Origin of the sequence: Dialister hominis (assembly GCF_007164725.1) — a bacterium.
GTDB classification, from domain to species: domain Bacteria; phylum Bacillota; class Negativicutes; order Veillonellales; family Dialisteraceae; genus Dialister; species Dialister hominis.
The window spans coordinates 1,337,501-1,359,619 of record NZ_AP019697.1 but is presented as its reverse complement, the minus strand read 5'-3'; the positions used below and the strand labels follow the sequence as shown (position 1 = coordinate 1,359,619).

Here is a 22,119-nt window from a genome sequence, read left to right as displayed (position 1 = left end):
ATTTATAAAATTTCATGAATTCCCTGCCTGCTCCTTTCTCATATGTTAGAATAAAGAGGAAGGCGGATTGTATAATTAAGTTGAACACTTAAAAATCCATAGCGAACCCTTGTGGTAAAATGTAGTTGCACAAAAAACACAACCACAAAGGAGAATCGCTATGGATCAAAATCATTTTACCACGGATACGTTACGCAAAAAAGGGGCTCATTTAACTTTTGAGGAACGAGTCATTATCCAAACGCGTCTCCGCGACAAGCAATCGTATCGGAGCATAGCCCGTGAGATTGGGTGCTGTGTCAATACGGTACGCAACGAGGTGAAGCGTGGCAAGGTTCTTTGCTATAACGGCAAGGTGGAACGCTATCGCGCAGCAGACGGGCAAAGCACCTATGAGGCGCATCGCGAAAACTGTGGTCGCAAATGCGACGCCATAGCAAAGGGAGCATTCCTCGACTATGTGCAGAAGAGACTTCAGGAACATCACTGGTCGCTCGATGCCTGCTTTGGCAGGGCACTGGTTACGGGAGAATTTCAACGTGGCGAGATGGTCTGTACGAAAACCCTGTACAACTATGTCACGCTGGGGCTCCTAGGAAAAATCAAGAGTATTGACCTGCCCTTGCGCGTCAAGCGAAAAAACGCCAGGAAGCGGGTTCGTGAGCGTAAGAAGAAGTTCGGCCGCAGTATAGATGAGCGCGATCCTTCTGTGGATGAGCGTCAGGATTTCGGGCATTGGGAGTGTGACCTTGTACTGGGATCTCGCTCAAAGGACGAAGTACTGCTGACTCTGGTTGAGCGCAAGACACGCTGTTCCCTCATCAGAAAACTGCCCAACAAGGAAAGTGCCTCTGTAATAGCAGCCTTCAGAAAATTGAAGGATGGAATGTTCCGCGGCTGTTTCAGCCGAGTGTTCCTCAGCATTACGACAGACAATGGCAGTGAGTTTTCTAGCCTGTCGGAGCTAGAGAAACTAAGTCACACACGGATCTATTATGCGCATCCGTACTGCTCCAGCGACAAAGGTACGAATGAGAATCACAACGGCTTATTCCGTCGATTTCTTCCCAAAGGGAAGAAAATCCAGGATTACCCAGTGGAACACATTTCCAGAGTAGAGTGCTGGGCCAACACCCTGCCAAGAAAAATACTCGGCTATAAGACACCCGAGGAGTGCTTTAGGGAAGAAATGCTTGCAGCACTTACTGCATAAAGGTTCGCCGGGTGTTCAACTTATTATTGCAATTCGGGAATGATTTGATATAAGTATTAAGAAAGGAAGAGACTGTGGAACCAAACGTAGTTACAAAAGTGGTTACTGACGAAGTCGGAATCACGGCCAAAGTAATAAACGGATTAGAAAATTTTGCTTTCAACAGGGGAATCGATCTTCTTGAAGCAATTATCATATTTATTGTCGGGTATGTGATCTGCCGGTATATCCGTCAGGGAATCATCAAGATTCTTGAAAAAGGGAAGGTAGATCCATCGGCCAGAACTTTCGTCAGTGAGATTGCATTTTTCTTCTGCCTGGCCATCGTTACCATTATCGCACTGAGCACAGCCGGCGTGGCAGCAGGAACGCTCGCAGCTGCATTTGGCGGTATCGGACTTGCTATCGGCCTCGGTCTTAAAGACAACATCGGAAACGTTGCTTCGGGCATTTTCATTTTGATTTTCCGCCCGTTCAGCGTGGGAGATTATATTGCAGTAGGAACGAATCAGGGAACGGTTGTTGATATCCGGATTATGTACACGGAGATTTCCACAATGGGAAATCAGATGATCGTCATACCGAATTCCTCACTCACAAATAGTGTCATCATGAACTATTCTTCGTTCAATACGAGAAACCTGCAGTTCAATATCGGTGTAGGCTATGGTACGGACCTTGCTCACTGTATTGAGCTTCTGAAAGAAGTGTTCCATGAGAATAAGTATGTCATGAACAAGGATGATATCGCCATTTATGTCAATGGACTCGGGGATTCTTCCATTAATATCTACATCCGTGCAACGGTTCTGAGTGAAGATTACTTCACGGCGCAGAATGAACTGTATATAGCCATCAAGAAGAAACTTGATGATGCAGGAATCGATATCCCGTTCCCGCAGGTCGTCGTCCATCAGGCAAAAGACTGATATGCAATAAAAAGACTGTGAATACATTCGTGTTCGCAGTCTTTTTTACTGGGTGATTATTTAACAATTGTTACCGGGCATTCTACATGATGCATGACGTACTGGCTGACGCTGCCGGTGACGAAGGAGGAAAGGGCGCCTTTGCCGCTGTTTCCCATGACGACTATGTCTGCTTCCAGTTCCTTGACAGCTCTGACAATGGTTGGGCCCGGGGTGCCGATCTTCGTTGTAACGGTATAGGTAATGCCCTCCGGGATCTGTTCAACGAGTTCCCTTGTCAATTCATTGCCTTTTTCGTTGGCTGCCTTGAATACGTCTGCACGGTAATCTTTGTACTCGCCGGCAGGCATATCCTTCTTGCCGAAATAAGAATCGGTCAGGATATCAAATTGTTCGACCGGATATGTCATTTCATTGACATCAGCAACATTGAGAAGGATGACTTCGCTGTCCATTTTTGAAGCCAGCGCAAGAGCCAGCTTGAATGCATTTTTGGATGGTTCGGACCCGTCGATCGGGACAAGGATTTTCTTCATTTCCATGGATTCTATCTCGCTTCCTTATTTAACAATCATGACCGGGCAGTTGGCATGATGAATGACATACTGGCTGACGCTTCCTGTGACGAAAGCATCAAGAGCTCCCTTGCCGCTGTTGCCCATGATGATCAGATCAAAATGCCCTTCTTTTGCGACACTGGCAATCATCTGGCCCGGAAGGCCGACATGAATTTCAGTGGAGTGGGGGATGGATTCAGGAATTTCCTTTTCCAGTTTTGTAATGAGTTCTTTCCCTTTTCTCTTGATGGTCGTATAGAACTCAGGGGAGATCATGACCTTGCTTGTTGCATAGAGCATGTCATTGGCATCGACGACATCAATAAGCGTGACTTCTGCTTTGTCTTTGGCAGCCAGATCGAGTGCAATGTGGAAAGCACGGTTTGCAGGTTCTGATCCGTCGACTGGAACTAGAATTTTTTTTGTTTCCATGGGGGACACCTTCTTGTCTTGATTAAATTAATAAATCCAAAAGGATTTTGGAAACACCGCTCTTATCTTAATTACAACATATAGATATCAAAAAGTAAAATTGTTTATTTTTATAGTGGTGCATAGGTATTTCAATGAAGTACAGAAGAAAATAGGGGGGAGAGGAATAAAAAAAAAGACCGCAAAAGCGGTCTTTGGAAATTCTGTTTATTTGACGACAAGGACAGGGCAGTGTACATGATGAATGATGTAACGGCTGACGCTTCCCATAACGAAGGAGGAAATGGCGCCCTTGCCGCTGTTGCCTACTACAATCAAATCAGCATTTTCTTCTTTTGCAGTGCGGCACGCTGTTTCACCTGGGACGCCGGCTGCAATGACTGTTTTGCAGGTGATTCCTTCCGGAACCTGAGATTTCATCTGATCCATGACTCTCTGTGCTGTTTCCTTTCTTTCGTCGAGCATACCGCCAGCCAGCATCACACGGTTTGTTGCATAGTATGTTTCATTGGCATCCAGAACGTGGAGAAGAACGATAGTGGCTCCATTCTCTTCTGCCAGCCCTACGCCGTAACGGAATGCATTCTCGGCAGGTTCAGAGCCATCGACCGGGATTAGAATTGTCTTGATTTCCATAATGATCACACACCCTCCGGATAATGAAAATGAATAGAAATACCAGCTTTCCTGTCTTTATTACAGCACAATCGGCTGGAAAAGTAAAATGAATTAATTTTATATCCTTCGAAATGCAAAATGAGCCCGGAAGATGGATATCCGGGCTCATTATTTATTTAACAATCAGTACAGGGCATTTTACGTGGTGAATGACATACTGGCTGACACTGCCGGTAACAAAGGAAGAAAATGCACCTTTGCCGCTGTTGCCCATAACAATGAGGTCTACGCCTTCTTCTTCAGCGTGTTTGGCAATGAGATAGCCTGGTGTGCCCAGGACAGTGACTTCATCATGGGGAATCTCTTCCGGAATGTCCTTGGCAGCCTGGGCAACGATTTCCTTGCCTTCGACTTTGAGGGTTTCCATGAATTCATCGGTCAGCATGACGTCATTGGTTTCTCTCAGAAGATCATTGGCATCAACAACGCTGATCAGGGTAATGGAAGAACCATGATTTCTTGCCATGTTTACAGCATAGTGCAGAGCGTTTCCGGCGGCTTCCGAGCCATCGACCGGAACGAGAATTTTTTTGAATTCCATTTTGATCATTCTCCTTATGAATTCAAATCAGGGAAAAGACAGACCGCATGCACGATAATTCACTTCTCAGGAAGAAACATGCGGATTCTTTTGTAAACTCTGATTACTTGACAATCAGAACCGGGCATTCTACGTGGTGGATGACGTACTGGCTGACACTGCCTGTGACGAAAGCATTGAATGCGCCCTTGCCGCTGTTGCCCATGACGATGAGGTCCACTTCTTCTGACTTGGCAATATCCGATGCTGTTTCACCAGGAATGCCTACGACACAGATGGATTTGTGGGGAACATCTTCAGGAATCTCGCTCACCAGTTTTTCAATCAGTTTGGTGCCTACACCCTTCATGGTTTCGAAGAATTCGCCAGACAGCATGACCTGATTGGTTGCATAGAACATTTCATTGGCATCGATGACATAGAGCAGAATCATTTCTGTCTTGTGTGCTTTTGCCAGATCCAGTGCACAATGGAATGCGTTCATGGATGGATCGGAACCATCAACCGGAATAAGGATTTTTTTGAATTCCATATCAATCACCTACTCTTACAAAATATAATGAAAATGATTTGACTCACACTGCGGACTATGCCGTATTTCCCCTCTTCTAACTTAATTAGAACACAAGAAAATATAAAAGTAAAATTGGTAATTTTTATACTGCATGATATTATTTTTATTGAAATTTTTGCTCCAATTAATCATTGGTTTAGAAGTTGAGGAAAGCGCAAGACATAATGAATAAAACGAAGTATTTGTCGTAAAAATCATAGTTTGCTATACTTATATAAGATTAGAAATTACAAAATCTGTGTTTTGAATAAATTTTTATGGAAGGGGTAAAAAATGGATCAGATTTTTAAAAGGACCAGTATCAGGCGTTATCTGGATCAGCCGGTTGAGGCAGAGAAAACAGAGTATCTCCTGAAAGCTGCCATGCAGGCGCCGTCGGCAGGCAATCAGCAGCCATGGGAATTCTACGTCATCACGAACCGGGATATCCTGGAAAAACTCTCCAAGATCAGCCCTTATGCAGGGCCTGCCGCAAGGGCACCTATAGCGATTGCAGCTGCTGTCCGGAATGAGTGCGAATGGCCGCAGGTTTCCGATTACGATGTGAGCCTTGCTATGGGGAATATGTGGCTGGCAGCGGGAGATGTTGGCTTGGGCGGCGTATGGCTTGGCGTCTCTCCGTTCAAAGACAGGATGGATGCAGTGAGTGAAATCCTGAATCTTCCCGATTCAGTCCGGCCGTTTGCTATTTTTGCCTATGGGTACCCTGCAAGAGAGCCTAAAGCGCACGACAGATTCGATCCGTCAAAAATTCACGAAATCAAATAATGGGAAAGGAGTCCTGCGGCAGCAGGGCTCCTTTTAATGGAAAGAGTCGAATTGCTGATTTCTGTCCCAAAGTGTTTGGAAAATTTCTTTGACAGTGCGAATTGTGAATGCTATAATTCGTTTAATAGAAAGAACCTGTGATCAGGAAGAGTACTATGATGGAATCGTTTCAGGGAGCCGGCGTCGAGTGCAAGTCCGGTACGCGAAGTCATACGAATGGGCCTGTGAGGTGCGGTCTGAGCCATGATTGGGGTAGGCGCCGCCGGATTTCTCCGTTACAGAAGATGCATATGCACTGAGTTGGGCCTTTTGGCCAACAAGGGTGGTACCGCGGAATTATTTCCTTTCGTCCCTTTGCCGTTTCGGCAATTGGAAGAAAGGTTTTTTTATTGATTACAGCGGAGGGAGAAAATATTATGGAAGCGATGAAGGATGTATCCAAGCTTGTCTTTACCAAGGCGAGAGGGGGACGTTTCCGCTGGCTGACGATCTCTACGCTGATGCTGGCAATCGGTATGCTGCTGCACTTGGTTTCCCCATCTGTAGCCGGCTTTACGCCAAACTGGATGATTGCGACCTATGTCGTTGCGATTCTTCTGACGAAACCGGATTACAAAAAATGTCTGGGGATTTGTATGGTGGCAGCTCTGATGGAGGTATTTACCAGTAAATCCGCTTTTCCGTACGGAGATTTTGCTTCTGAATTCTTTGGCGCTTATGTGGCAGGATTCTTTGCCCACTCCGTGCCTCCGATCCGCATTGGAAAGTTTTCACTCCGCCCGGCACTTGCAGGCTTTGTGACGACACTGGTTTCGGGCTTCGTCTTCGTATCGATTCTGACACTTGTCATGGGGCTTCCTATGAGCGTATATGTATACGGTATGCTTCCGATGGTGCTTCTGGTCGGCGTAGGCAACGGAATCATTACACCATTCCTTTACTTCCCGGCGCTCCGCCTTTTCAAGACGATGCACTATATGGCGGAATCGGATGTAGAAGACAGCGATCACAGCAAAATAATCCTGAAGCAGGAAAATGAAGGCGTCATCAGTGTAGAGCATCTGACTTACACATATCCTTTCTCAAAAGAGCCGGCACTGAAGGATGTATCCATGACAGTACAGAAGGGAGATTTCATTGTAGTTACAGGACCTAACGGAGCAGGGAAGACGACACTTCTCATGTCCATGGCAGGCGCCATTCCTCATTACTACGGCGGAACGATGCAGGGAATGGTTTATACAGACGGCAAGGCCGTCACACAGCACACGATTGCCGACCTTGCTTCTTCCATCGGCGTCATTCTTGCCGATTACAAAGCGCAGATCGTTACTTTGACTGTCGGGGAGGAAATGGCATTTACGCTGGAAAACCATGGCTTCCCGCCTGAGGAAATCCGCCGCCGTTCAGAAGAGGCCCTGGCAAAAGTCCATCTGACAGGACTTGAAGACAGAAAGGTAGCCACACTTTCTGGCGGACAGTGCCAGAGACTCGTGGCAGCAGCTGTCCTTGCAGAAGAACCGCAGGTTCTTGTATTCGACGAACCGACATCGGCCTTGGATCCGGAAGGAATCCGCGAGTTCTATGAAATGGTCGGAGAACTGAACCAGAAAGAAGGCTTGACCGTTATTGTCGCTGAGCATCATCTCGAAGCGGCTCTTCCTTACGCAACAGAGTTCGTTCTGATGGATCAGGGCGAAATCATCAGCTCCGGGGATCCGGAAAAAGTCATGCGCTTCATGAGAAAGAGCCATGTCTATGAAGAGGCGATTCCGGATATGTACAGAGCGCAGCTCGAACTTGAAGAACATGGCTTCACATTCAAGAATCCTTTTCTGAATGTAGAGGCAGCCAAGGAATCTATCATCCATTCGTTTGAAGGAGGCCGGGACAATGCTTGAATTTGATCATGTAACATTCAGATATGCGAAGAATATGCCGGTCGTTCTTTCAGACACATCCCTGAAATTCGGGAAAGGCGAATTCATTGCCATCACGGGCAGGAACGGAAGCGGCAAGACGACAATCACCCGCCTTCTGACCGGGCTTGAAAAACCGACGGAAGGACGAGTGCTTTACGAAGGAAAAGATATAACAAAGGAAGAGGCATCAGAAAGAAGCCGATTCATCGGTTATGTATTCCAGCAGCCGGACAGGCAGATGTTCATGCCGACTGTCCGCGAGGAAATTGCATTGGGACCGTATCATCAGGGGAAACGGGGCGAGGAGCTCAACCGCATGGTTGAAAAAGCCATGATGGAAACGGACACGACAGCTCTTGCGGAAGCATATCCGAGGACCCTTTCCCGCGGCGATCAGCAGCGTGTCGCCATCGCATCTGCCCTGGCCATGGATACTGAGTATCTGATCCTCGATGAACCGACAAGCGGGCAGGACGGGCATGAAAAGAAAATGCTGATGCGTCTAATGGAGAGCCTGCAGCAGAGGGGAATTACAATCATCCTTGTCACGCATGATATGGATATCGTAGCCCGCGACTGCACGAGAGTCATCGTTATCGCATCCCATAAAGTTGCCTTTGACGGCAGGCCGGAAGAACTATTCTCCGCAAAGAACCGTCCGGAAGACTGGGGGCTTCTTTACCCGGCATCCGTCCTTTTGGGAAGGAAACTGCCAGGTGCACCTTACTGCCGTGATATGGACAGCTTCTGCAGGACATTTATCGCTTTGAAAGGAGAGGGAGCTTTATGAGAAATCTTGTTCCGCTGACGAAAATAATACTGACACTGGGAACAGCCGTCTGGGCGATCGTTCTCCAGAAGCCTGAAAGCCTTCTTCTTCTCTGCCTTTTTGAAATCCTGATTCTTCTTGTCTCAGGAGAACTCTTCAGAAGCATCAAAGCTCTCGTTATGCTTACGGTATTTGCCGCATTTCTTGGACTCATCGAGAAAATCGGGGGCGGTTCCAATGTGGAATCTGTCGTAGCTGCCTTGCGGATGCTGGGCATGACGATTATCTTCATTTACCTTCTTGGCACTGTCCGCCTGCAGGATCTGACGGCGGCCATGGTGCAGCAGATGAAGGTGCCTTATGAATATGCGTTCATGTTTACGGCCGGACTTCGTTTCATTCCTGACTTTGTGGATGAAAACAGGGCCGTTGCAGAAGCGCAGGCATGCCGCGGGATTTCTGTCAAAGGAAATTTCTTCAAGCAGATTAAAAGATACATGTCCATTATCCGTCCTTTGATGCTCCGCTCCCTCGGAAGAAGCGAGACCATGGCGCTTTCGCTGGAACTTCGCGGATTCGGCGGATCGAACAGAACCTTCATGGAAAGTGTGGCGCCCAAAGGAACAGACTATCTTATGATGATCCTCATCGTCCTCATTACTGCCGGCGTGATATATGCAAGGCTGAAACTCGGCGCATAAAAAAGGTTATAAACACTAAAAAGGCATCCCATCGGGATGCCCTTTTTTGCCTTTTTAACGGTTGTCGATGCGTTCCGGATTCAGATCATGGTGCAGCAGGCGGTAACGTGCGAAGTCCTTCCATTCCGTTCCGAGAATGCCATAGTTGCAGAATGGATCGATGGAGAGGCCGCCTCTTGGCAGGAACTTGCCCCATACCTCGATATAACGCGGGCGAAGCAGGCGGATCAGGTCGATCATGATCTGATTGACACAGTCTTCATGGAAGTCGCCATGGTTTCTGTAGCTGAAAAGATAGAGCTTCAGTGATTTGCTTTCCACCATGTATTTATCAGGAATATAGGAAATGTAAATCGTAGCGAAATCCGGCTGGCCTGTCTTCGGGCAGAGGCTCGTAAATTCAGGACAGTTGAATTTGATGAAATAATCGTTGTCCTGATGCTTGTTCTCTATCTTCTCGAGAAGGCTCGGGTCATAGTCATAGGAATACTTCGTGTTTTTATTTCCAAGCTGGTTGAGCTTGTCTAAATCATCTCTCTGGCTCATTGTTCACCTCAAATAAATAAATTTCTATATTTGCTAAGTATACCATAATTCATCCGGAATGTAAAAATTACAGTTTTCTCGCAGTCTGGACAAGCTTATTGGCATTCCTGCTTCCAGGGAACCACTGGACACGGAGGGGCACGCGGAAGACCTTTTCAAATTCGCGGAGAAGATGGCCTGTTGCATGGGCCGGTACGTCGAAGTTATTCCTGCTTGTGTAAATACGGAGATCCATGGCATCCTTAGCAGATGTGCAGATGACCTGGGTAATGCACTGTTCCTGACTTTCATCGAGTCCCTCGGCAAGTGCCAGGAAGAGGGCTGCCTTTCTGACGTCGAGCATTTCCTCTTCAGAAAGGATCTTCGAAGCCTCATTATTTTTTGTGTATTTCCCTGAGAATCCATGGTGGAAAGCACAGAGGAGAGAGCACATGACCTGTTCCTTCTGGGACCAGCCGAAAATGTGTGCATTGGCCGCAATGTATGCGCTGTGGCGTGCATGGTTGTAATAGTTGATCATGGAACCCGCATCATGAAGGAAGCCTGCAGCCATCAGGAGTGTACGCATACGGGAGCTGAGTCCGTGGACATGCTTCCACTGATCGAACATGGAAAGGGCAAGGGCAGTGACATAACGGGAATGGAATGCGTACTCCCCGGTAACCGTATGGAGATAATTCTTGACAGAATTGATCAGCATATGCTGGCGCTTATCCCCGTCCTTGTCATAAATCGGATCATAGTAATGGAAGAAGAGCCCTTCACGAAGGCCGCAGCCGGAGATCGTAAGATAAGACGACTTGGCTTTCCTGATGATTTCCTGAACAGTCAGGGCGCCTGCAATGATGATATCAGCGCGCTCGGAAGAAAGACCGCTGATGCGCTGGCGCTCTTCGAAGGTCTTGGAGGTAATATCCTTTACCATTTCAAAAAGATCTTCGGAAGGCAGGTTGTAATTATGCAGTTTTGGAAGCGGATACCCTGTGCTTCTCTGGTGGACTTTCGCAAGGTTTCTGACAGTTCCTCCGACTCCTATGACTGGAAGCGGCGTGTCAGGGAACCAGGTGATTTTATCGAGCTTGGCCTGAATGAATTTTTTCATTTCAGTAAGCTTTGACTGGGAGACCGTCCCGGAGGACTGGAACATTTCCGTTAATGTAACAGCACCGTAGGGAATGCTGACGGAGTGAAGGCGCTTTTTATTTTTGACAAGAGAAATTTCCACGCTGGCTCCGCCCAGATCGAAGAGGAGGAAATCCTTGCGGTCGATCGTGTGGATGACACCGGAAAAACCGAGGGCGGCTTCTGCGCGCCCGCTGATGATCGTCATGGAAATGCCTGTAGTCATGTGGACACGCTTCAGGAAGGAAGCACCGTTTACAGCATTCCTTACTGCAGCAGTGGCGACAGCCAGAACCTTCTTTACCTTCTGGACTTCAATAATATGCGCATATACAGTCAGGCATTTCAGCGCACGCTCCTGTGCTTCTTCCGTCAGGAGACGCGTCTCCTGTGTCATGCCTTCCGCAAGGCGGATGGATTTCTTTTCCTGATAAATGAGTTTATAGGATCCCTGCTCTCCAATCTGCATGACGATGAAGCGGATAGAGTTGGAACCCAGATCAATAATAGCTATACGGTCCATAAAATCTCCTTTTATAGCGAAGCGGCTGAATACATGCCGCGTACTTCTTGCATTCTTATTTATTTTACAACAGATATGCCTTGAATCAAAGAATGTGCCTTGCCATATACAAGATTTTTACAAAAGGATCACGAGAGGCATGGTAAGACCATTTATCATGAAGGGGGAGGGGGATTTTATACTTTCTTGATAAATACAATAGGCCCGCTACTGATAAGACGCAAAATCGTAGAAAAATAAGGCAGTGCACTCATCGACAGTTGACTATAGAATGGATATAATAATAAATAATATATTATAAATGATTTAATGCAGTATAAACCGATGCGGAGGAGCAGATGAACAAAATGTTTTGCGCCTGCCTTCTTAAAAAGCATCCGGGCTATTTGTTTATAGTATAAGAAGCAGAAAAAGCATTTTATCATGAAGAATCTGCTGGAGGGCAGAAGAGGATAAGAATGCTTTATATCCTGGAAAATATGTATATTTTTACGTATGTTTTACATGCATGGTGTAGGCTGTATGTGTACTGCTGACGTCAGTTAATTTGAAGGAACGGGGGATCTCTATGGCAGATCGAAAGACGCTGGTTTACGGGATCATCCACATTGGATCATCAAATGTATCGATGAAAATTGTGGAATATGCCAGCATGGATGAAATGCGCATCATTGAATCAGTCCGCAAGGACACCAGTTTCGGTGAGGAAGTTTTCAATCATAAGAAACTTTCTTTTGATTCAATACGCAAATTATGCCGTATGCTGAATGGTTTGAAACAGCTTTTATCGGATTACCAGGTGAAGGTGTATGCAGTTTATGCGACTGCAGTCATCCGCGAGGCGGATAATGCAAGATCCATTCTTGACCTGATCCGGGTCAATACGGGTTTTAATGTGCAGGTTGTCGACATGCCGCAGGAAATATATTTCAAGCATTTCGCACTGCAGTACTTATTGAGAAGATTCAACAAGGAACAGGAGGGGCGCCTGGGAAGGAATTTCCTGTTCGTGGATATTACTTCGGGCTGCGTAGGCCTTACTGTATGGGAACATGGAGCGCTTTGCTTCCAGCACAATGTCCATATCGGTACTCTCCGCCTTCTGGAAACATTCAAGACGAATCAGAGGGATTCCAGGTATTTCCCTGAAGCACTCGGGGAATACATCCATGCAATCATGGAACCGCTCTGGATGTTTGTCAGAAATCATCAGATTGATACAGTTATTTTCTCAGGCCGTGAAGCAAGGATCGTAGGGAAGCAGCTGAATCTTGAGCTGGACAGCCAGAGCATTGCGGAAGTGAAACCGGAAACCTTCTACAAATATTATGAAGAGTCGGGAAGGCTCTCCACTTCCATGCTGATGCAGAAGAACCACATCAGTGAATCCACCGCGGCTGTCATCAGTCCGACAGTCCATATATATAAGGAAATATTAGATAATATTCCCGCTACAAATGCGGTCATGATGGGCATGACATTCCTTCAGGCCTGCTGCATGTTCTACGGCGCGCAGAAGGTGAAGGATCCGGCGCTTCTATATATGAGAGCGCAGAATCTTGAACTCACCAGATCGATTGCAGAATCGTATTACTATGAACCGGCTCATGCCAAGGCGATGGAACTTTACAGCTATGTAATCATCAGAGCCTTTGACAGGTACAACGGCCTCAATGAAAGAGATGAATTTCTGCTGAGGATGGCCATCATCCTTTACCAGATCGGCAAGTATGTCAATCTGCTCGGATCCTCTTCCTCGGCATGGAATATTATCCGCGGAACAGATATATTCGGCATCTCCGACAAGGAAAAGGATATTGTGGCATGCATTGTCTATTACGACCATAAAGGCGAGCCGACGGATGAGGATGAACCCTTCCGCGTGCTTCCGGATGATTCCAAGATGACAGCCATGAAGCTTATTTCCATTTTCCGTCTGGTCCGTGCCATGGACATGTCCAGAAAGCAGAAGCTCAGGGATGTCACGGCAAGGATTACAGGTGATTCGCTTCTTATTGAATATGAGAGCGATGAGGACACAGCTCTGGAAACATGGATATTTGATAAAGAAAAAGAACTTTTCGAAAACGTGTTTGGCATGGAAGCCAAATTTGAACGGAGGTAGCTATGGACGTAGATGTTAGAGACCACCGGTATTATCTGAACCGGGAGCTGTCGTGGCTGCAATTCAACAGAAGAGTGCTGCAGGAAGCAGTCGATGCGAATAACCCTCTTCTAGAAAAATTAAAATTTCTTGCGATTACCAGTTCGAACCTGGATGAATTTTTCATGATCCGTGTAGCCGGATTGAGGCACCAGAAGGAAAATGGCGTCAAAAAAAGAGATATTGCCAACATGACGCCGGAAGAACAGCTGGAAGGAATTTCTGACGTATGCCAGAAGCTCGTTGCCCGCCAGTACAGATATTTGAAAGTCCTTCTGCAGGAACTTGAAAGTGAAGGGCTGTACTTCATTCATCCAGATGAAGCTTCTCCTGAACAGAAAAGATGGCTGGAAGAATATTTCGAACGCGAGATATTCCCGGTAGTGACACCTATGGCTGTCGACTCTTCCCATCCATTCCCGTTCCTCGCCTCCAAGAGTCTGAACCTTGCCTTGCTGCTGGAAAGAAATGAAAGGGACATGACGCAGGATGAAGAGAATGATATTGATATCAAGACTGCCATCGTTCCTGTTCCTTCCGTGCTGCCGCGCATTATCCGCCTTCCGGATAACAAGGACATCCCGGGAAGACATGATTTCATTTTCCTGGAACAGGTCATCCGTTATTATGCGACACGATTCTTCATCGGCTATGACCTTCTGGAAGCAAGACCCTTCAGACTTACCCGAGATGCCGATCTTTATATAGACGAAGAAGATGCACAGGATCTCGTTGTCGAAGTAGAACGCCAGCTGAAGAAAAGACAGAGGGGCGAAGCTGTCAGAATCGAGTTCGAAAAAGGGACGAGCCGCTTTATGCGCCGCTTCATGACTTCTGAAATGAATCTTGAGAAGGAAGACATGTATGAGATTGACGGTCCTCTGGACATGACAGTATTCTTCTCCTTCTGCGGTATCAAGGGGTATGATCATCTCCGTTATCCGGAAGCTCATCCGCATCATCCATGGTCGATGATCCAGCTTGAAAAAGAAGGAAAGACCAATATATTCGACATGATCCGCCAGAAAGACCTCATGGTCCATCTGCCGTATGAATCCTTTGATGATTCTGTCGTCAATTTCGTAGCAGAAGCTGCCGCAGATAAGGACGTGCTGGCTATCAAGCAGACACTGTACCGCGTCAGCTCATCAAGCCCAATTATTCAGGCGCTTGAAAAAGCAGCACAGAATGGCAAGCAGGTCACAGTTCTTATGGAAGTCAAGGCCCGCTTTGATGAAGCCAACAACATCCTTATGGCGAGACGTCTTGAAAAAGCCGGGGCTCACGTTATTTACGGCCTTGTCGGCCTCAAGACACATTCCAAGTGTACACTTGTCATCCGCCGCGAAAAAGACGGCATCCGCCGCTATGTCCATGTAGCGACGGGCAACTACAATGCATCGACAGCCAAGCTGTATACGGACCTTGGCATCTTCACCTGCAATGATCACTTCGGAAGTGATGCATCCGCATTCTTCAACCTGCTGTCCGGTTACTCGGATCCGCCGATCTGGGATTCCTTTATCGTAGCGCCGATTAATCTTAGGGAACGCTGCGTGGAACTCATCGATCGTGAAATATCCTTTGCCCTGCAGGGGGAAAATGCACGAATCGTTGCAAAGATGAATTCTCTTCTTGATAAGGAAATCATCGCCAAGCTTTATGAAGCTTCCAGAGCAGGTGTCAAGATCGAACTCATTGTCCGCGGCATCTGCGTCCTGATACCAGGCATCCCCGGCATCAGCGATAACATTACGGTCAGGAGCCTTGTCGGAAGATTCCTCGAGCACAGCCGTGTATTCTGGTTTGAAAACGGTGGCCGCGAAGAATTCTATATCGGCAGCGCCGACTGGATGCCAAGAAACCTGAATGACCGCGTAGAACTTATGATTCCGGTCAAGGATGCTGAACTTTGCGAAAGACTCAAGAAGATGGTAACGCTTGAACTCAATGATAACCAGAAGGCACATATCATGCAGTCTGATGGTATGTGGATCAAGGAAGTGGCACCGGAAAACAAAGTGGGTGCACAGGCTGAATTCCAGAAAATAGCAGAAGAGAGAGACCAGGAAGCAGAAATGACACTGGCTCAGAAAATGGAACCTTACGTTCCTGTTTTCGGATCTTCCAAGGATTGATGCAGAATTTAAGATAAGTTCATAAATGTGACCCTGATAGATATCGTCAGGGTCATTTTTATGTGAAATTATGGGTTTTCCACGGGATGTGGACATGTCCTTTCTGAGTGGAAAAGTTTAAATTTTCCACTTTTATTTTTAAAAACATTCCATTTTGGGAATGAGACTATATCAAAATCGAATTTTTTGATAAAATTTCCCACTTGGGCACCAAAAATAGACATAGAAAAATCGCGATTTGTTAAAAAATGGGACAAAAAAGGGCTATCTCGAAAATCAGGAGGCGGAAGGAAGTGGTTAACAATTAGTGGTGCTAATTGCAGCTGACAGGGAAGAAAATACGATAAAATCTACTGATTTTAAGTAAGGGTTTTTCTAATATTTCTCAAATGTCTTTTTACAATAGACATAATTGACAATTAAATGATGCTAAAATACTCGGTAAATACTGATAAAACATAAAATTTTATATAGAATACTAGCGAAAATAGATACATTTTTATCTGGTGATAATTTCATAATAAAATTAGATAAAATCTATATAAAACGCAACTTATAATATTGTCAACTGTCTGTAATTTGACAAAAAGTCTACCTATGATAGAATTAACGCCATAGGAGATAGATTTATGAAAACTTCAACACTCATTAAGGCAAAAAGAACAATAGCAGGTTCTCTCCTTTTGATTGCTGCTTTCAGTCAGACAGATATGGCTCTGGCAGCTTTCGGATTCGGAAACACTGACGAAGCGAAGGTCGTTACCGTTTACGATGAAAAAGGAAAACAAGTCATTACGACGAATGCTACCAGTTTCAAGAGAGTGCTCAGCGATCTTGATGTTTCTCTCAATTCTTATGACAAGTACTGGACCAGTACAGATGAAGTCAGCAACGGTTCTATGGTTGTTGTTGAAAGAGCGGTTCCTGTAACCATCATCGAAGATGGTAAATCCAAAGTCGTTTATACGACGCAGCAGACGGTCCAGGGCGTAGTGGACGATGCAGGCTATAACTGGAAGAAGATGATGCCGATGGAAGACGGCATGACGAAGGTTAAGAGCGGCATGCAGATCCATGTTGTGCCATATACAGTGAAAAGGTTAAAGCGTACGGAAACGATGCCCGTCACATATAGAAAATGGTACGACGGCGGCCTTTCTTCTGATGCAACAGTCGTTGTTCAGGAAGGAACACCGGGAAAGAGAGAAGTCGAAGTAGAAGAAATTCTTTCTGGCGGCAAAGTAATCAAAACGAACATCATCCGTTCAAATGTCATCAGCAGGGGAACACCCGGCATGGCTAAAACGGGAAATCCTGAAGGTGCTGTGGGCTGGGTGACAACCATGCATGCCAGCGCTTATCATCCAAGTGACGGAGACGGCTATGGCATAACAGCAACCGGAACGAAAGCCGGACATGGCACCGTTGCCGTTGATCCAAGCGTCATTCCTCTTGGTTCCAAGGTATTTATTCCTAATTACGGGGAAGCAGTCGCTGCTGATACAGGCGGAGCCATCGTAGGAAACCGCATCGACCTCTGCATGGACACATTCCAGGAATGCTACAGCTTTGGCAGAAGAGACGTGGAAGTATTCGTCAACTATTGATTCTATTGATTCATTTTAAAATGGGACAGCATCGGAAATATCCGGTGCTGTTTTATTATGCCTGTGAAAATATGGAAGGGCCGCATATGATATAATGAAACAAAACAGGAGGGTTTTATGCTGACATTGGTTATTGCAGGCCTGACGGCCGTCTTGGATCAGATTGTGAAACTGATCGTTCAAGGAAATATGGAACTGGGAGAGACCATTCCTCTCATCAGGAATGTCTTCCATTTGACATACATCATCAATCCGGGAGCCGCCTTTGGCATATTTCCGCATCAGGAATGGTTCTTCCTTGGCATTGTTGTTGTACTCTATGCGGCATTCTTCATATTTAGAAGCCGGATACCTGCCAAACCGGTTTATTTTCCGGCAGGGGTTGGTCTCCTTTTAGGCGGTGCCCTGGGGAATGCCATCGATCGTGTCAGGATTGGCGGAGTCGTTGACTTTTTTGATTTCAGGATATGGCCGATATTCAATGTGGCTGATATTGCCATTTGCGTAGGCGTGGCTTTGATCGTTTTATATTTTTGGAGAAAAGACTAATGGGTAAAAACGTATATACAGTAAGTGAAAGTGAAAATGGACTGAGGCTTGATAACTTTTTGAAGGACAGATCCGGCCTGTCCCGCGCAGAAGTGCAGAAATGGATCAAAGAAGGCGGTGCCATTCTCTCTCCGGATAAGATGATCCGGCCGAACTACCATGTCCGTACAGGAGATGAGATTTTCTTTACCTGGGAAGAGAAGAAAGAACTGGAAATCATCCCTCAGGATATTCCGATCGACATTTTATATGAGGATGATGACATGATGGTCATCAACAAGGCTCGCGGCATGGTCATCCATCCCGGTTCAGGCAATCCGGATCATACGCTTGTCAATGCACTTTTGTACCACTGCGGGCCGAAACTTTTTGAAGCATGCGAGGATCCGCTTCGTCCGGGCATCGTTCACCGTCTGGACAAGGATACGTCCGGTGTCATGGTCGTGGCCAAGTCTGCCAGGGCATTTCCTGTCCTCAAGGAGGAAATTGCTACGCATGAAGCGCAGAGAATCTACGTGGCGCTCGTCCATGGACAAATGGAAGGAAATGCAGGCGTCATCCGTTTCCCTCTTGGAAGAAGCACAAAGGACCGCATGAAGTGGGACGTGCGGCCAAAGACCGGGAAACCTGCAGTGACGCATTTCCGCGTCCTTGAATTCATGCCTCATTATTCCTGGATTGAATGCCGCCTTGAGACAGGCAGGACGCATCAGATTCGTGTTCATATGGCGCACATAGGACACCCGGTTGTGAATGACCCCTTATATGGATGGAAGAAGGATGCGTTCCCGATTGAGGGACAGGCGCTCCATTCCCGTTTCCTTGATCTTCATCATCCGGTAACGGGAGAAGCCATGCATTTTGAAGCACCGGTGCCTGAAGATATGCTGCGCTGTCTTGAGATTGCTGGAAAGGATGAGCTTTGATGGATATCAGAACAACACATGTGCCGGGGTTTAAAATCGGCACAGCAGAAGACAGGGAAGGCCTTACAGGCGTGACCGTTTTTCTGGCACCTGAAGATGGTGCCGCTGCCGGCCTTGACGTAAGGGGATGCGCTCCGGGAACGAGGGAAACAGATCTTTTGAGTCCGGAAAAAACCGTGCAGAAAATTCATGCTGTCGTATTATCCGGCGGATCAGCCTTCGGCCTTGAAGCCGATTCAGGCGTCATGAGATACCTGGCAGAACAGGGAATCGGATTTCCAGTCGGTGATTCGGCTGTCCCGATTGTCTGCGGAGCGGTTCTTTTTGATCTTTCCATAGGTGATCCGCATGCATTCCCGGATCTTGAAATGGGAATCAAGGCGGCATCCGCAGCCGGGACGGATTTCCCCGTCGGCTGCTATGGCGCAGGAACGGGGGCATCTGTCGGAAAACTTACCGGATTTGAACATGCCATGAAAAGCGGAGCAGGATATGCTGAAATTATCCTTGCGGACGGACTCGCGGTAGGCGCCTATATGGCAGTCAATGCATGCGGAGAAATCTATGATCAGGATAAGATCCTGGCAGGAGCTCTGGCAGATGATGATCGTACCATTATTTCCTCGCACAGGCTGATGCTTGAAGGATATGAAAGAAATATGGGTGGAAATACTTCCATTGGATGCATCATCACGAATGCAGATCTGACAAAGACGGAATGCCGGATGGTTTCTACCATGGCTCACGACGGGCTGGCCCGCTCGATCCGTCCTGTCCATACATCCATGGACGGAGATACACTCTTTACCATGGCGTCCGGAGAAGTAAAGACAACCATCGATACAGTAGGGTATCTGGCGGAGGAAGCTGTACGCCTGGCAGTGCTTGATGCGGCCGCATCCGCAGAAGGCATGGGCGGAAGACCTGCTTACCGTGATATCATCAAATAATAGAAGAAATTAAATATAATCTTTGACAATTGAAGAATTATCTCGTACAATAGCTAAGTACCTAACTTTTGGGGATGTACCGGTTTCGACAGGAGATTCTGGTTCATAAACAGCGAGTCGGGATTTCATCTACCCCGTTAAACGGTGAAAAAACTTAAACGCAAAACGTGATTTTGCTTTAGCAGCTTAATCTGCTAATGTCCCCTGGCGTTTTCCTATGACCTCAGGCTGACATCAACCAATAGGATACCAATGAAGGAAGTCCGGGACTTCTGCGGAAAACTAATTCTGGAATCGGCAAAGGTAGTTTGTTCCTGTACGATACTTTGCTTAAACTCTAAAACAGTAACTGCACTCGGAGAAATTTATGGGACAGGCTTTTTGGACAGGGGTTCGACTCCCCTCATCTCCACCAAAAGCCATAGCGGATCGTGATGATCCGCTTTTTTGTTGCAAAGAAGATTATTACATCTGAACATTGACAAAAATCAATATGTAAGATATAATGAACTCACAATACAAATGCAAGTTCCCTTTCGGGAAGAAGGAGAAAATTATGATACAGCCAATTACAGGAACAGAAAACATTGATCAGGTTATCGCAAAGGGCGATGTCATTCTCGGTTTCAGCGCACCGTGGTGCGGATACTGCCGCCGCCTGCGCCCGATGGTTGAAAAGCTTTCTGAAGAAATCAGCCAGCCGATTTACGGCCTCAACTGCGATGTCGATGAAGAAATCACAAAACGTTATGAAGTGGAAACCATCCCGACCCTGATTTACTTCCATGACGGACAGCCGAAGGACCGCATTATTGGATACGGCACGGTAGGTTATCCGCAGCTCAAAGAGTTCATCGAAAAGAACTCCAAGTAATAGAAAACCAAAAAGCTGTGATTGGAATTATCCGATCATAGCTTTTTTTATTGCCTGAGGCCATTTTGGAAAAAGACTGCAATACTAACCTTCGTTTAATTGCAATTTTTCCGTGGTACAATAAATAAAAAGAGCAGAATTCTGCAAAGTGGTGCCGTTTCAAGGTATTGGCTTGCAAGTAAACCAACACAAGGAGAGCGAAAGCAATGAAGAGCACCGAAGATTTACGACTGGGAAAACAGTATCTTAAGATACGATCATATGACAAGGCTTTGGAGCATCTGACAAAGGCAGTCATTCAGGGAGACCGCGCTGCAGTGAGCCTTCTCTACAAACTGGGCGTCCACTTTTTTGATGAAAAAGAGTATAGGAAGGCGGAGCAGGCTTTCCAACTGCTGGCCGGCCGCGGCCATGCAGAAAGCTGTATTTATCTGGGAAAGATCAGTGAATACGGGGATACGGGACGGAAGGATATCCAGGCGGCTTTTGGCTATTATGCAGAAGCTTACCGGCTGGGGCTTCCGCGCGGTGCTTACAAGGCAGGCAAATTGATGATGCCGGATGCACTGCGCTCCGAAGAGGTCAGGGATATAGCTGTCAACTGGTTCATGGCGGCTGCAGAGGGAAATCTGTACCAGTCCTACGCCAAATTAGGACAGCTTTACAGTGTAGGGGCCTATGACAGATTTGCTGTTACGAGCCTTCGTGATGACAAGAAGGCACTGTCATATTATCTGCAGGGGGCCATGCGTGGCGACGGGGAATGCATGGAAAGAGCGGGTCTTGCTTTCCTTCATGGATTTGGTACGGAAATTAATGTAAAGAGGGCAGCTATCCTCTTCCGGCAGGCGGCTGATCATGGAAGAGCGACGGCGTGCATGCGCCTGGGGCACCTGTATGATTTAGGCATGGGTGTTTACAGGGATATGAAGCAGTCTGTATACTGGTACATGGAAGCATATCGGAGAGGCATTGAAAGAGGAAAAGCAGAGGCCGCACAGGTCTATCTCCATGCGGGAGTATCATCACTCCGCTCTGCAAGAAGCAAAAAAGGGAAAGAGCGCGCCGTGGAGTATCTGGAAGAAGCCGGATCGCTTGGATGCCTCGAAGCATACCGTGTTCTGGCGGAGACATCCTATGTAGACGGGGATCAGGAAAAGCGTCTGTATTATTTAAGAAAAGGCGCTGAAGCCGGGAGCGAAGAGTGCAGGAAGGACCTGATTTCCTACTATACCATGCAGGCGATGCCTGTCATGCGTTCTGTTTCCCGTCTTTCCGGACAGGCACATAGAAATAAAGAAGATAAGGAACTTTGGAATATTTACATTGCGCAGCTTAAAAAGGCAGAAGAATTATACAAGAAAGCTGCTGAAGCAGGAGATGCCGATTCCTGGGCGGTCCTTGCCAGAATGTATCTTTATAAAGGGCCGGAAGTAGGCGCGGGGAAGCAGGAATTCCTGGAAGCTGCTGAAAAAGGGGAAAATTCCAAGAGAATTGATACCAGAAAACTCCGCTGGCGTTTTTATGCAGGAGAGAAACCTACCGACGGGGAACTTTTGCATGAGGAAAATCCCAAAGAAGCATTCCGCTGTGCCAAGGAGCTTGCATCCAAGCGGCACGGAAGCTTTTATCCGAT

The 22,119-nt window shown here is 46.7% G+C and carries 21 protein-coding genes, 1 other RNA gene and 1 other annotated feature (1 of these 23 running past the window's edge); of the genes, 15 read left to right on the top strand and 7 right to left on the bottom strand.

From position 1 onward, the window contains the following. Positions 1–160 precede the first annotated feature (160 nt). Together Dia5BBH33_RS06320 and Dia5BBH33_RS06315 are read left to right on the top strand one after the other, a co-directional pair. Positions 161–1,213: an IS30 family transposase gene (locus Dia5BBH33_RS06320; protein ID WP_108849707.1), complete on the top strand. Its 1,053-nt coding sequence runs from the start codon at positions 161–163 to the stop codon at positions 1,211–1,213. Positions 1,214–1,287: 74 nt separating this feature from the next. Continuing rightward, complete coding sequence (locus Dia5BBH33_RS06315; RefSeq protein ID WP_143332592.1) at positions 1,288–2,142, top strand: mechanosensitive ion channel family protein; 855 nt, start codon at positions 1,288–1,290, stop codon at positions 2,140–2,142. 56 nt (positions 2,143–2,198) lie between these two features. Here the strand turns inward: Dia5BBH33_RS06315 and Dia5BBH33_RS06310 are convergent, their stop codons facing one another. The 5 genes from Dia5BBH33_RS06310 to Dia5BBH33_RS06290 form a co-directional block, all read right to left on the bottom strand. Then, a complete protein-coding gene (locus Dia5BBH33_RS06310) occupies positions 2,199–2,684 on the bottom strand; it encodes a universal stress protein (protein ID WP_108850834.1) in 486 nt (161 codons plus the stop codon). An 18-nt stretch (positions 2,685–2,702) separates the two neighbouring features. Continuing rightward, positions 2,703–3,131 carry a universal stress protein gene (locus Dia5BBH33_RS06305; protein WP_022381846.1) on the bottom strand — a complete coding sequence of 143 codons (429 nt, stop codon included), beginning with the start codon at positions 3,129–3,131 and terminating at the stop codon, positions 2,703–2,705. Positions 3,132–3,338: 207 nt separating this feature from the next. Further along, complete coding sequence (locus Dia5BBH33_RS06300; protein ID WP_232518121.1) at positions 3,339–3,767, bottom strand: universal stress protein; 429 nt, start codon at positions 3,765–3,767, stop codon at positions 3,339–3,341. Between the two features lie 154 nt (positions 3,768–3,921). Beyond that, on the bottom strand, positions 3,922–4,350 hold the full coding sequence (locus Dia5BBH33_RS06295) for a universal stress protein (protein ID WP_022381844.1): 429 nt from the start codon (positions 4,348–4,350) through the stop codon (positions 3,922–3,924). Positions 4,351–4,453: 103 nt separating this feature from the next. After that, positions 4,454–4,882, bottom strand: a complete 429-nt coding sequence (locus tag Dia5BBH33_RS06290) for a universal stress protein (RefSeq protein WP_143332590.1) — start codon at positions 4,880–4,882, stop codon at positions 4,454–4,456. 315 nt (positions 4,883–5,197) lie between these two features. On the opposite strand from Dia5BBH33_RS06290, the gene Dia5BBH33_RS06285 reads away from it, so the two are divergent. From Dia5BBH33_RS06285 to Dia5BBH33_RS06270, 4 genes are all read left to right on the top strand, one after another. Next, entirely contained in the window at positions 5,198–5,692 is a 495-nt protein-coding gene (locus Dia5BBH33_RS06285; RefSeq protein WP_022381842.1) for a nitroreductase family protein, read from the top strand. Positions 5,693–5,820: 128 nt separating this feature from the next. Further along, positions 5,821–6,049 (top strand) — a binding site (T-box leader). A 59-nt stretch (positions 6,050–6,108) separates the two neighbouring features. After that, positions 6,109–7,593 carry a tryptophan transporter gene (locus Dia5BBH33_RS06280; RefSeq protein WP_022381841.1) on the top strand — a complete coding sequence of 495 codons (1,485 nt, stop codon included), beginning with the start codon at positions 6,109–6,111 and terminating at the stop codon, positions 7,591–7,593. Further along, the gene (locus Dia5BBH33_RS06275) at positions 7,586–8,404 is read left to right on the top strand and encodes an energy-coupling factor ABC transporter ATP-binding protein (RefSeq protein WP_022381840.1); all 819 of its coding nucleotides are present in this window, start codon (positions 7,586–7,588) and stop codon (positions 8,402–8,404) included. The genes Dia5BBH33_RS06280 and Dia5BBH33_RS06275 overlap by 8 nt, the downstream gene beginning before the upstream one ends. Continuing rightward, positions 8,401–9,084: an energy-coupling factor transporter transmembrane component T family protein gene (locus tag Dia5BBH33_RS06270; RefSeq protein WP_022381839.1), complete on the top strand. Its 684-nt coding sequence runs from the start codon at positions 8,401–8,403 to the stop codon at positions 9,082–9,084. The genes Dia5BBH33_RS06275 and Dia5BBH33_RS06270 overlap by 4 nt, the downstream gene beginning before the upstream one ends. Before the next feature lie 54 nt (positions 9,085–9,138). On the opposite strand, the gene queF is transcribed toward Dia5BBH33_RS06270, so the two are convergent. Next, positions 9,139–9,630: a preQ(1) synthase gene (queF, locus tag Dia5BBH33_RS06265; RefSeq protein WP_022381838.1), complete on the bottom strand. Its 492-nt coding sequence runs from the start codon at positions 9,628–9,630 to the stop codon at positions 9,139–9,141. Positions 9,631–9,697: 67 nt separating this feature from the next. Further along, complete coding sequence (locus Dia5BBH33_RS06260; RefSeq protein WP_143332589.1) at positions 9,698–11,275, bottom strand: Ppx/GppA phosphatase family protein; 1,578 nt, start codon at positions 11,273–11,275, stop codon at positions 9,698–9,700. A 568-nt stretch (positions 11,276–11,843) separates the two neighbouring features. Here Dia5BBH33_RS06260 and Dia5BBH33_RS06255 point away from each other — a divergent pair. The 9 genes from Dia5BBH33_RS06255 to Dia5BBH33_RS06215 all read left to right on the top strand — a co-directional run. After that, a complete protein-coding gene (locus Dia5BBH33_RS06255) occupies positions 11,844–13,400 on the top strand; it encodes a Ppx/GppA phosphatase family protein (protein WP_022381836.1) in 1,557 nt (518 codons plus the stop codon). 2 nt (positions 13,401–13,402) lie between these two features. Then, on the top strand, positions 13,403–15,577 hold the full coding sequence (ppk1, locus tag Dia5BBH33_RS06250; RefSeq protein ID WP_143332588.1) for a polyphosphate kinase 1: 2,175 nt from the start codon (positions 13,403–13,405) through the stop codon (positions 15,575–15,577). A 629-nt stretch (positions 15,578–16,206) separates the two neighbouring features. Beyond that, positions 16,207–17,184 (top strand): G5 and 3D domain-containing protein, encoded by a 978-nt coding sequence (locus Dia5BBH33_RS06245; RefSeq protein WP_162849336.1) that lies wholly within the window; start codon positions 16,207–16,209, stop codon positions 17,182–17,184. A gap of 117 nt (positions 17,185–17,301) precedes the next feature. Beyond that, positions 17,302–17,733, top strand: coding sequence for a signal peptidase II (gene lspA, locus Dia5BBH33_RS06240; RefSeq protein WP_022381833.1), 432 nt, complete (start codon positions 17,302–17,304; stop codon positions 17,731–17,733). After that, positions 17,733–18,659, top strand: coding sequence for an RluA family pseudouridine synthase (locus Dia5BBH33_RS06235; RefSeq protein ID WP_143332587.1), 927 nt, complete (start codon positions 17,733–17,735; stop codon positions 18,657–18,659). The genes lspA and Dia5BBH33_RS06235 overlap by 1 nt, the downstream gene beginning before the upstream one ends. After that, positions 18,659–19,609 carry a P1 family peptidase gene (locus Dia5BBH33_RS06230; RefSeq protein ID WP_022381831.1) on the top strand — a complete coding sequence of 317 codons (951 nt, stop codon included), beginning with the start codon at positions 18,659–18,661 and terminating at the stop codon, positions 19,607–19,609. Before Dia5BBH33_RS06235 ends, Dia5BBH33_RS06230 begins: the two co-directional genes overlap by 1 nt. 70 nt (positions 19,610–19,679) lie before the next feature. Further along, positions 19,680–20,024: a transfer-messenger RNA gene (gene ssrA / locus Dia5BBH33_RS06225) on the top strand. 141 nt (positions 20,025–20,165) lie between these two features. Next, positions 20,166–20,483: a thioredoxin family protein gene (locus Dia5BBH33_RS06220; protein WP_022381830.1), complete on the top strand. Its 318-nt coding sequence runs from the start codon at positions 20,166–20,168 to the stop codon at positions 20,481–20,483. Positions 20,484–20,689: 206 nt separating this feature from the next. Next, positions 20,690–22,119: the 5' portion of a tetratricopeptide repeat protein gene (locus Dia5BBH33_RS06215; RefSeq protein WP_108850842.1), read on the top strand. The gene runs 85 nt beyond the window's last position; only the first 1,430 of its 1,515 coding nucleotides appear in the window; its start codon is at positions 20,690–20,692; its stop codon lies off the right edge, out of view.